This window comes from Pseudomonas sp. MT92 (assembly GCF_058792515.1).
The window spans coordinates 228,955-240,310 of sequence record NZ_JBXAFA010000005.1; the positions used below are offsets into that span (position 1 = coordinate 228,955).

Annotated in this window: 9 protein-coding genes and 1 tRNA gene; 1 reads left to right on the plus strand and 9 read right to left on the minus strand. The window is 60.1% G+C overall.

All coding sequences use genetic code 11. From position 1 onward, the window contains the following. Window positions 1-158: 158 nt before the first annotated feature. From AC1Q6D_RS11440 to rimO, 5 genes are all read right to left on the minus strand, one after another. On the minus strand, window positions 159-929 hold the full coding sequence (locus AC1Q6D_RS11440) for an SDR family oxidoreductase (protein ID WP_103403580.1): 771 nt from the start codon (window positions 927-929) through the stop codon (window positions 159-161). A gap of 165 nt (window positions 930-1,094) precedes the next feature. Then, on the minus strand, window positions 1,095-1,562 hold the full coding sequence (locus tag AC1Q6D_RS11445; protein ID WP_047526374.1) for a YehS family protein: 468 nt from the start codon (window positions 1,560-1,562) through the stop codon (window positions 1,095-1,097). Between the two features lie 75 nt (window positions 1,563-1,637). Then, window positions 1,638-2,348 carry an rRNA pseudouridine synthase gene (locus AC1Q6D_RS11450; protein WP_090467468.1) on the minus strand — a complete coding sequence of 237 codons (711 nt, stop codon included), beginning with the start codon at window positions 2,346-2,348 and terminating at the stop codon, window positions 1,638-1,640. 115 nt (window positions 2,349-2,463) lie between these two features. Next, window positions 2,464-2,937 carry a GNAT family N-acetyltransferase gene (locus AC1Q6D_RS11455; protein WP_047526378.1) on the minus strand — a complete coding sequence of 158 codons (474 nt, stop codon included), beginning with the start codon at window positions 2,935-2,937 and terminating at the stop codon, window positions 2,464-2,466. A gap of 124 nt (window positions 2,938-3,061) precedes the next feature. Then, a complete protein-coding gene (gene rimO / locus AC1Q6D_RS11460) occupies window positions 3,062-4,408 on the minus strand; it encodes a 30S ribosomal protein S12 methylthiotransferase RimO (RefSeq protein ID WP_103403579.1) in 1,347 nt (448 codons plus the stop codon). Between the two features lie 291 nt (window positions 4,409-4,699). Between rimO and AC1Q6D_RS11465 the strand changes: the two genes are divergently transcribed. After that, window positions 4,700-6,601, plus strand: coding sequence for a potassium transporter Kup (locus AC1Q6D_RS11465; RefSeq protein ID WP_103403577.1), 1,902 nt, complete (start codon window positions 4,700-4,702; stop codon window positions 6,599-6,601). 192 nt (window positions 6,602-6,793) lie between these two features. Here the strand turns inward: AC1Q6D_RS11465 and AC1Q6D_RS11470 are convergent, their stop codons facing one another. The 4 genes from AC1Q6D_RS11470 to AC1Q6D_RS11485 all read right to left on the minus strand — a co-directional run. Beyond that, window positions 6,794-8,092, minus strand: coding sequence for a virulence factor family protein (locus AC1Q6D_RS11470; protein WP_103403576.1), 1,299 nt, complete (start codon window positions 8,090-8,092; stop codon window positions 6,794-6,796). Next, window positions 8,092-10,734: a bifunctional lysylphosphatidylglycerol flippase/synthetase MprF gene (gene mprF / locus AC1Q6D_RS11475; protein WP_103403575.1), complete on the minus strand. Its 2,643-nt coding sequence runs from the start codon at window positions 10,732-10,734 to the stop codon at window positions 8,092-8,094. The genes AC1Q6D_RS11470 and mprF overlap by 1 nt, the downstream gene beginning before the upstream one ends. A gap of 278 nt (window positions 10,735-11,012) precedes the next feature. After that, window positions 11,013-11,089 (minus strand) — tRNA-Met (locus AC1Q6D_RS11480). Window positions 11,090-11,133: 44 nt separating this feature from the next. Next, window positions 11,134-11,356: hypothetical protein (locus tag AC1Q6D_RS11485; protein ID WP_492618466.1), on the minus strand; the 223-nt coding region annotated here is incomplete at its 5' end.

Here is an 11,356-nt window from a genome sequence, read left to right on the forward strand (position 1 = left end):
GGAATGATAACCCGATCAACCCGTGCATCGGTGCAGACTGTGAGTCTGCTATCGCGGGCAAGCCACGCTCTCCCTGTTTTTGGAGTGGGCGCGTATTGTGTGTTCGCTCAAGAACCCTGTGGGAGCGTGGTTTGCCCGCGATGGCCACACCGCAAATTTCAGAGACTGAACCCCCCATCCAGCGGAATGATGTTGCCGGTCATGTAAGCCCCCGCCGTACTCGCCAGACTGATCGCCAGCGCCGCCATCTCTTCCTCCCGGCCCCAGCGCTTCATTGGAATCAACGCGGTATCTTCGGCCAATGCCTGCTCATCGTTGCCGATGTGTCGGGTCATCTTGCTCGGAAAACGTCCCGGTGCGATCACGTTGACGTTGATGTGCTGGCTCACCAGCTCCCGCGCCAGAATGCGTGACAGTTGATGCAGGGCCGCCTTGCTCGGTCCGTAGGCATAGGCTTGTTCACCGAAGGACGAAATTCCTGCAACCGAACCGATGTTGATGATCCGGGCCGGATTCGCCGGTGAGCCGGCCTTGCGCAACAGTGGCAGAAATTGCTGGATGCAATTGAACACCGACGTCACATTGAGCTGCATGACCTTTTCCCAGCCCTTGACCGGGTAACTCTCCAGTGGCGCCCCCCAGGTCGTACCTGCGTTGTTCACCAGGATATCGAGGTGGCCGATCTGCTCCCTCAAGCGTGCGGCCAGTTGCTGCACGCCTTCTTCCGTGGCCAGGTTGGCGGCGACGGCGTGACAGCGGCCAAGTGCGCCGAGCTCATCAGCCGTTTGCAGGCAGGCTTCGGCATCTCGGGCGCAGACGTAAACGGTAGCGCCCGCCTCGACATAGGCCTTGGCGATCATTTTGCCGATACCGCGAGTGCCGCCGGTCACCAGTGCGGTGCGGCCTTGCAGGGAAAAGTAGGGGTGCATGGCGATTCCTGAGAACTGAAGGTCTTAACACCCTAGTCGTCAGCCGCTGGACGCGGAGCCACTATTTTTGTGCGGAATGGGGGGGTATACGGCCCGGCTACAAGCTACAAGCTACAAGCTACAAGCCGGGCCCTGTCCGCTTGCGGCTTGTAGCTTGCAGCTGCTTCAGGCTCTCACTCGAAGAGTGAGCCCCTTAAGGAAATTGCGCAGCAACTGGTCGCCGCACGGGCGATAGTTGGTGTGGCCGAACTTGCGGAACAGGGCGCTCAACTCAGGTTTGGACACCGGGAACTCGGCGGCCTTGAGAATCGCGTGCATGTCGTCTTCTTTCAGTTCGAAGGCCACGCGCAGCTTTTTCAGGATGATGTTGTTGGTCACTGGCACTTCGATTGGCTGCGGTGGTCGGCTTTCGTCCTTGCCGCGCTTGAAGATCACCAGGCCGTCGAGGAAATGCGCCATGACTTCGTCCGGGCAGCGTACGAAGCCTTCTTCGTCTTCCTCTTTCTTGTCGAGGTAGCTCACCAGGTCGGCGAGGGCCACGTCCATGCCGCCGAGCTTGATGATCTCGATGACTTTCTTGTCGCTGATGTCGAGCATGTAGCGCACGCTGCGCAATACGTCGTTATGAATCATGTGAGCAATCCTGATAATTCAGCTATGGGCGTCGCAGAAAACAGCAACGCCGAAATGTGTGGCGGCGCGAGCGTCTTAGAACTTCTCTTTGCCGGTCAGGTAGCGCCATTGCCCCAGGGGCACTTTGCCGATGGAAACGCCGCCGATACGGATGCGGCGGATGGCCACGACCTTCAGGCCGACAGCCTGGCAGAACAGGGCGATCACGCCCGGTTGCGGGTTCTTCATGGCGAACCGCAGGCGGTTTTCGTTCTGCCAACTGGCCTTCACCGGTGGCAGCTCCTTGCCCTTGTAGGTCAGGCCGTGCTGCAAGCGATTGAGGCCGTGCTCAACCATGTCGCCCTCGACCTCGACCACGTATTCCTGCTCGATCTTGCTCGCGTCGGCGGTGAGTTTGCGCAGGATCTTCCAGTCCTGGGTGAACACCAGCAAGCCGCTGGCATTGGCTTGCAGGTCGGTGCTGGCGGTCAGGCGCAGGAAGTGACCCTTGAGCGGGCGTTTGCCGTAGCGGTGCTCCTCGCTCAGGGTTTCGGCGCTAATGGTCGCCATGGCGGTTTGCGCATCCATGCCGGCAGGCACGTTGAGCAGAAGGGTCACCGGCTCCGGCGCGCTAGCCTTGGCATCCTTGTCGAGTTCGACTTTCTGGTCGCCAACCTTGAATTGCGGTTCATCGATGACTTCGCCGTCGACGGTGACCCAGCCGCCCTCGATGAACAGCTCAGCCTCCCGACGGGAGCAGCCGACGAGTTCGATGAGGCGTTTGGAGAGTCGAATCGGGTCAGTCATGACAAGGCCGTAACAAAAAAGGGGTGGGCATTGTACCTGCCTGGCGCCGGTTAATCCCGGAACCATTTTGCCGCAGGGGCTTTTTGTAGGTGCTGGCTTGTCGTTCCGTGTGGTGTCAGCCAAGTCGTGAGCGCTGCTGGTTTTGGCGCATCCGCATATGCAACAGCGGATACGGCTGCCCCATGCCGTCGACTTCAGAACGTCCAATGACTTCGAAGCCCTGTTTAAAGTAAAAACCGAGGGCTTGCGGGTTCTGTTCGTTGACGTCCAGTTCATCGGCATTCAGGTGCTCCATGGCGTAGCGCAGCAACTGCTTGCCCAAGCCCTGGCCGCGGTGTGCGGGGTCGATGAAAAGCATTTCGATCTTGCCTGCCGCGACCCCGGCGAATCCGGTAATGCGCTGGCGTGGGTCTTTGGTGCAGATCAGCATGACCGCATCGAGGTAGCGGGTCAGCACCAGGTTTTTCAGCAATTCGATGTAGCTCTCTGGCAGAAAGTCATGGGTGGCCCGTACCGAAGCCTCCCAAACCCGTGTCAGTTCTTCGTAGTCGCTCAGTTTCGGCGTATGGATGACCGAATGTTGGCGCATGCCCGACTGCTCCTTCTTTTTTCAACCGGTTGTGAGGGAAGAGAAATCCGTTCTTCATAAAACGATAGCCGTAAAAAAGCCCCGCATCTCGTCAAGAGAGCGGGGCTTTTCGTATTTTTGGTGCTTAGATCTGTTCAGCCCACAGGTCATATTCGTCGGCGTCGGTCACTTTGCACCAGACCTTGTCGCCCGGCTTCAGGTTGCTGCCGTTGTCGATGAACACGTTGCCATCAATTTCCGGGGCATCGAAGAAGCAACGGCCGACTGCGCCTTGCTCGTCGACCTCATCGACCTCATCGACCAGCACTTCGATTTCACGGCCGATGCGCAGTTGCAGGCGCGCCGAGCTGATCGCCTGCTGGTGCGCCATGAAGCGCTCCCAGCGATCCTGTTTGACCTCGTCCGGGACGACTTCCAGATCCAGATCGTTGGCTGGAGCGCCTTCGACCGGCGAGTACTGGAAGCAGCCGACGCGGTCGAGTTGCGCTTCGGTCAGCCAGTTCAGCAGGTATTGGAAGTCTTCTTCGGTTTCGCCGGGGAAGCCGACGATGAAGGTCGAACGGATGATCAGGTCCGGGCAGATCTCGCGCCAGTTCTTGATGCGTGCCAGGGTTTTGTCTTCGAACGCCGGGCGTTTCATTGCCTTGAGGACTTTCGGGCTGGCGTGCTGGAACGGGATGTCCAGGTACGGCAGGATCTTGCCGGCCGCCATCAGCGGGATCAACTCGTCAACGTGCGGGTACGGGTAAACGTAGTGCAGGCGAACCCAGACGCCCAGGGTGCTGAGAGCTTCGCAGAGTTCGGTCATGCGGGTTTTTACCGGCGCGCCGTTCCAGAAGCCGGTGCGATATTTCACATCGACGCCGTAGGCGCTGGTGTCCTGGGAGATCACCAGCAGCTCCTTGACGCCGGATTTGACCAGGCGCTGGGCCTCGTCGAGCACATCACCCACTGGACGGCTGACCAGTTTGCCGCGCATCGACGGGATGATGCAGAAGCTGCAGCTGTGGTTGCAACCTTCGGAAATCTTCAGGTAGGCGTAGTGGCGCGGGGTCAGTTTGATCCCTTGAGGCGGCACCAGGTCGATCAGCGGGTTGTGATCCTGTCTCGGAGGCACGACGTCATGCACGGCGTTGACCACTTGCTCGTACTGCTGCGGGCCTGTCACGGCCAGCACGCTCGGGTGCACGTTGCGGATATTGCCTTCTTCGACGCCCATGCAACCGGTCACGATGACCTTGCCGTTTTCCTTGATGGCTTCGCCGATCACTTCCAGGGATTCCGCCTTGGCCGAGTCGATGAAGCCGCAGGTATTGACGACCACTACGTCCGCATCCTGATAAGTGGACACGACGTCATAGCCTTCCATGCGCAGCTGGGTAAGGATGCGCTCGGAGTCGACCAGTGCTTTCGGGCAACCCAGGGATACGAAGCCAACCTTGGGATTGGCCGGCGCAGGAGTGGTGGACATGTCTAACCTCGGTATTTTGTGACGCCTCCAGCCGTGATCGGCAAGGCGACAGATGGACGCTTTATCGCGCCTCTGATCAAAAAGTGCGCAATTCTAGCGATGGCAAGCGCACTTGACCAGCTTTATGCAGGGAAATACGACGAGTGCTGCGCTATGCTTCGCGCCGTTAGGCTTTACCGAATTTTTACAGTCATCAAAACGTCTGTAACGCGAAGTAAAACAGCGCATGCTGCACGACAAAGCATAGTGCTTCTTCAAAAGAAGCCCGGGTCTGGGTAGTAGGAGTGGTGGATGGGTCAGGCAAGTAGTCAGGCTGCGGGCGCCGGGCATTCGGCGGCAAAGCCGATCGGCATGCTGGTCGCGGCGGTTGGGGTGGTATATGGCGATATCGGCACGAGCCCGCTGTACACCCTCAAAGAGGTGTTTACAGGCCACTATGGAGTTCCGGTCAATCATGACGGCGTATTTGGGATTCTGGCGCTGATTTTTTGGTCGCTGGTCTGGGTTGTTTCGATCAAGTACGTGCTGTTCATTCTGCGGGCAGACAACCAGGGCGAAGGCGGGATCATGGCGCTGACGGCACTTGCTCGTCGCGCCTCATCGCCCTATCCGAAGCTGCGATCAGTGCTGGTGATTCTGGGACTGATCGGCGCGGCGCTGTTTTATGGCGACAGTATGATCACCCCGGCGATTTCCGTGCTGTCGGCGGTGGAGGGGCTGGAGCTGGCGTTCGAGGGGCTGGAACGCTGGGTGGTGCCCTTGGCACTGCTCGTGCTGGTGGCGTTGTTTCTGATCCAGAAGCACGGTACAGACCGAATCGGCAAGCTGTTCGGCCCAGTCATGGTGCTGTGGTTCGTGGTGCTGGGTGTGCTTGGCGCCAACGGTATTGTGCAGCACCCGGAAGTCCTTAGCGCGCTGAACCCGATGTGGGGCGTGCGGTTCTTCATGGTGCATCCGGGCATGGGTGTTGCCATCCTGGGCGCTGTGGTGCTGGCCTTGACCGGGGCCGAAGCGTTATACGCTGATATGGGCCACTTCGGCCGCAAGCCGATCGCCCGTGCCTGGTTCGCCCTGGTGCTGCCGGCGCTGGTGCTCAACTACTTTGGCCAGGGCGCCTTGCTGCTGGAAAACCCGGAGGCGGCACGCAACCCGTTCTACCTGTTGGCGCCGAGCTGGGCGTTGATCCCGCTGGTGGTGCTGGCGACCCTGGCCACGGTGATTGCTTCGCAAGCAGTGATCTCTGGCGCGTTCTCGTTGACTCGTCAGGCGATTCAACTGGGGTATATCCCGCGCATGCACATTCAGCACACATCCAGTGCCGAGCAGGGGCAGATCTACATTGGTGCGGTGAACTGGGCGCTGATGGTTGGCGTGATCCTGCTGGTGCTAGGCTTTGAATCCTCCGGCGCGTTGGCCTCGGCCTATGGCGTGGCGGTCACCGGAACCATGCTGATCACCAGTATTCTGGTCTCCGCTGTGATGCTGTTGTTGTGGAAATGGCCACCCGTGCTGGCGGTGCCAATCCTGGTGGGCTTTCTGCTGGTGGACGGGCTGTTTTTTGCCGCCAACGTGCCAAAAATCATTCAGGGTGGTGCCTTCCCGGTTCTGGCGGGGATCGTGTTGTTTATCCTGATGACCACCTGGAAGCGCGGCAAAGAGTTGCTGGTGGATCGTCTGGACGAGGGCGGCCTGCCGCTGCCGATTTTCATCAGCAGCATCGCCGTACAACCACCGCATCGTGTTCAGGGCACCGCTGTATTCCTCACGGCTCGGCCGGACGCCGTGCCTCACGCGTTGTTGCACAATCTGTTGCATAACCAGGTGCTGCACGAGCAAGTGGTGCTGCTCACGGTGGTGTATGAGGATATCCCGCGTGTGCCGTCATCTCGACGGTTCGAGGTCGACGCCTATGGTGAGGGTTTCTTCCGCGTGATCCTGCACTTCGGTTTCACTGACGAGCCGGACGTACCGCAAGCGCTGAAGCTGTGCCATCTGGATGAGCTGGACTTCAGTCCGATGCGCACGACCTACTTCCTCAGTCGTGAGACGGTCATCGCCTCTAAAATCGAAGGCATGGCCCGCTGGCGTGAGGCGCTGTTTGCCTTTATGTTGAAAAACGCCAACGGCAACCTGCGCTTCTTCAATCTGCCGCTGAACCGAGTGATCGAGCTGGGTACTCAGGTCGAGATGTAAACCTGAATCAAAAGCCCCCGGTGCCTTTCGGTATCGGGGGCTTTTTGTTGTCTGGCAATTGAATGAACCTTGCGCGGATACCCTGTGGGAGCGAGCAGGCTCGCTTGTACACAGGATAAGTAGTACCTGCTGAAATGAAAAAGCCCCCACGCTTATGCAGCGGTAGGGGCTTTTTTGCTTGCTCGGTTTACATCATTCCTGCGCCGTCGTCTCTTCCTTGGCCTGGCGTTTTATGATGATGTCCACCAAGCGCTTGGCCAGGGCCGGGTAGTTCTCGTCGAAGTGGTGACCGCCAGGCAGTTTAATGGCTTCGCCCACGGCAGTCTTGTCGGTGCAGCCGCTTTCGTCGACTTCTTCTTCACCGTAGATGCACACCACTTTGGCGGCAGGCAGCTTGGCCATTTCCGGGCCGGTGGCGGCTTCCTTGCCGGCGTTGCCAAGCCAGCCTTCGACCTCGATCTCGAAGCTGCCGGTGCGGGCGAAGGCCAGCAGGATGATCGCGTCGACGCGCTGCTGCTCGGACTCCGCCAGGCGGTTGTAGATCGCTGGCAACACATCGGCACCAAACGAGTAGCCGGTGAGGATGAAGCGCTTGGTGCCCCATTTCTGCCGGTAGTGCTGCATCAGCTCGGCAAGGTCCAGGGCGCTTTGCTCAGGGCTTTTGTGCTGCCAGTAGTAGCGCAGGGTATCGATGCCGACCACGGGGTAGCCGATCTTCGCCATTTCGCCCGCCACGTCGCGGTCGAGGTCACGCCAGCCACCATCTCCGGACAGGAACAGGGTCACGGTGTCCTTGGCCTGGCCAGCCGGCACTTCAACCACAGGAATCTGCAGGCCGCCCGAGGCCTTGTCGCCACCGACCAGAATCTTGCGCAGTTCGTTGTTCAGCACTTGCGGCAAGTTGATGTCGTAGTCGCTGATGCTGGTTTCGGCGTTGGGCTGGTCGCGCACGAAGCCGGCACTGGTGTCATCCGGGTTGTCGTTCCACGCCACCAGCCAGTGGCCGTGGGAGGCGCTTTTTGGCAACAAGTGCGTGCAGCCACCCTTTTCCAGGGCCAGGTCGACCGAGACAGCCTGGGCCTTGTCGTTTTTCTGTTCGGACAACCAGCGCCAGGCGAGTACTGCGCCGGGGCCTATGCCGCTGACCAGGGTTGCCGGGCCTTTGAGTTCTCTCAGGCCCGACTGCAGGGCGCGGCTTTGCAGCAGGCAGTCCTTGGGCAGGATCACTTGAACAATCTGCGCTGAGCCGCTGCGGCTCAGGGTCATCAATTGTTTGTCGCTGAGTTTCTGTTCCTCGGTGACCGCCACCAGCACCTGGGCGTGTGGCGTGGTTCCGGGGATGACGCGGGTCATCGCCGCGCCGTCGGCCGGGGTCAACAGTTCGAGGGTCGGTTCCGGTGCCGGGCGTTTCAGGTACCAGTAGCCACCACCGAGAATCAGGGCCAGCACCACCAGTGTGCCCAGGACGTACCGCAAGGAGCGTTGAATCATCAGCGTTTCACCAATCCAGTCAAGCCGCCCGCGATCAGGGCAGCAGTATCGGCCAGGGCAACCAGCGGATCGAGTCCGGCGGGCACGGCCATATAACGGGGTTCCCAGTCTGGCTGGAACTTGTCTTTGAAGCGGCGCAAGCCTTGGAAGTTGTAGAGCTGCTCACCACGGCGGAAAACCATCGAGCCCAGGCGCTGGGTCAAGGGGGCGCCGCGACGGGGTTGTAACCCCGACAATGGCACCATGCCCAGGCTGAAGCGTGCATATCCATGATTTTTATAATGCTGAATCAGGCCGACCATCATGAATTCCATGGTCAGTTTGGGTGCGTCCGGGTGCGCGCGCATCAGGTCGAGGCTGGCCAGGTCATGGCTATAGGTCTCGAGCAGGTTGGCGAACGCCACCGGGCGTCCTTCGAAACGAATCACCGCAATGCGGAAATGCTTGAGGTAGTCATCGCTGAAGCGGCCAAGGGAGAAGCCTTTCTCGCGTACGTTCTTGCCGGTCAGCCAGGCATCGGATATCACCTTCAGCTCATCCATCGGCGCCTGGCCCGGCTCGAAGATCTCCAGCGACAGACCGTCGCGTGTGCCACGGTTCCAAGTGTAGCGCAGGTCCTTCATCTCTTTGCCCTTGGCTTCGAGATCGAAGCGATGCAGATCCACCCGGGCTTCCTCGCCGAGTTTGATCGCCGTCAGGCCGATGTCCATGTAGTACGGCAGGTTTTCCGCGCGCACTTGATAGAACACGGGGCGGGCGTGGTGGATGTCGCACAGGTCACGGAACTGCCAGATCATCTCCGCCCGTTGCTGGCCCGGACCGATCGGGTCATACAGCGCCACCAGGCTGCGGCCACGGCGGGCGTACATCAGGAACGCCTCGTCGTTGGGGTGAAACAGCAGTGCCTTGTCGCCGGTCAGGGCCAGGCCGCCATCGGGTTGCGCCGAGGCCATCAGAATCCTGCTGGCGCGCTCCAGTTCATCGGGGGTCGGCAGGTGGATGACTGGGCGCGCAGTGCGCAGCAGCCAGGTCAGGGACACCACAACCAGCAGTACGGCGGCACCGAGCAACGAACGCAAGCCGCGGGGTGCGTCGGCGTCGAGGGTGAACTGCCACCAGAGCTGATGGCTGTACGGAACGTCCTGATAGGCAAACAGCAGCAGCCACATCGAGGCGCCCAGCACACACAGGCTGGCCACCAGATAGAGTGGTGAGAACGGCACTTCCGTCAGGCGGCTGGGGCGATAGAACGAACGCCGGAAAACCCCCAGCAAAGCTGCGGTCAGGGTCATCAGGCAGGCTTCTTCCCAGTCGAAGCCCTTGAGCAGCGAAAGCAGGGCGCCCACCAGCAACAGAATGGTGGTCAGCATCCACGCGGCCGACAGTCGACGACGCAGGCCCTGGGCCAGCAACAGGCAAAGCACGCCGATCAGGCTGGCGCCAAAGTGCGAGGCATCGACCAGCCGATGGGGAATCAGAAAACCGATGTGTTCCAGTCGGGTGTCGATTTCCGGCGTGGCGCCTGAAAACAACAGCACCACGCCGGACAGGAACACCAGCACCGCCAGAATCGGCGCAGCCAGGCCCGATGCCGCCCGCAGGGACTGGCGCGTCTGGAATACGCGCTGACCTTCGTTGATCAGCAACAACAGGCAGGCCACCAGCATCGGCAGTACGACGTAGATCAGGCGATACAGCAGCAGGGCGGCGGCCAGTGGCGCGGCACCGAGTTTGTCGGAAAACGCGGCCAGCAAAATCGCCTCGAATACACCGACACCACCCGGTACGTGGCTGAGTACGCCAGCGGCCAGGGCCAGCAGGTAGACCAGCAGAAAGGCGCCGAAGGGCGGTGCTTCCGGCAGCAGCAAGTAAAGCACGGTGGCGGCGGCGGCAACGTCCAGGGCTGTGATGATCAATTGCAGGAAGGTCAGGCGACGCCCCGGCAGGCGCAAGGTGCGACGCCCGACCTTGACCATCAGGTTGTCCGCGTAAGGTTGTTCCGGCAAGCGACGACGGTAGATGCCGATGGCCAGTACCGAAAACAGTAGTAATACGGCAGTGGCGACGGCACCCAGCAAGAGTTCGGATAGACCCAGTGCAGCGGAGGCCGCTGGCAGGTCGCTGAGCGTCGCCAGCGCGGCGAGCGGTGGCAGGGCGCACCCAAGCGAGAGGCTGGCGAACAAGGTCATGTGGGCGACCTCGGCGGCCCCCAGACCGTGACGCGCATATAAGCGGTAGCGAACCGAACCGCCTGACAGCATCGAAAGGCCGATGGCATTACCAATGGCGAATGCGGTGAAGCCTCCCAGTGCCAGGGTTCGCGGCGTCAGGTTCGCGCCGGCGTAGCGACTGGCCGACCATTCGTAACCCAGCAAAATGATGAAACCCACCACGGTAGCGCCCAGAGCACCCAGCAATGCGGGTTTGGGAACGTCGAGGATCGAGTCGTGCAGAGCGTCCAGATCGAGCTCGCTCAACAAATGACGGCAGGCAATCAGCGCGATCGCGAACAGCAGCAGGGTCACCGCCAAGCCGATGGGCTGACGGTATTTGCTGACCAGATCGAGCAGGCGCAGGCGCTCCGCCTTGATCGGTTGTGTCGCTGTGACGGTGTCTTGTGAATCAGACGAGTTGGCGCGCATCAATCACCTCTTGGATTGTGCGCGACAGGATGGGGGTATCCAGCCAAGTTACCAATCCCTGTAGAAAAAAATAATCACAAATATTAACGCCTATCACCGGCTCTCGGCGACGGCACGTCATCAGTCGTAGAGGGCCAAGTCTGCGATTGAGCATAGTCGGAACTCAGCGCATCGGTGGCCCCGGACGGCTCACTACACAGTGACAGATCATTGTTGCGAAAGGGTTTTTTCAACAGATACAAAAAAGGCCACTCTTTCGAGTAGCCTTTTTTGATGTTTGGTTGCGGGAGCCGGATTTGAACCGACGACCTTCGGGTTATGAGCCCGACGAGCTACCAGACTGCTCCATCCCGCGTCTGTGTGGCGGCATTCTATAGAGATACGCCGGGGTGTCAACCGTTAATCCTGAACCAGGTCAAATAAACGCAAAAACGCGGCGAACGGTCGCAGGTGAGGCTTAAGTTTCGGAATCAGAACGATTTCTGGTTTGCCGTGGCGCTGCGGCGTGCCCTTATGGTGCGCCGTCTGCACAAAACAGGCATGCACAAAAAAGGCCACTCTTTCGAGTAGCCTTTTTTGATGTTTGGTTGCGGGAGCCGGATTTGAACCGACGACCTTCGGG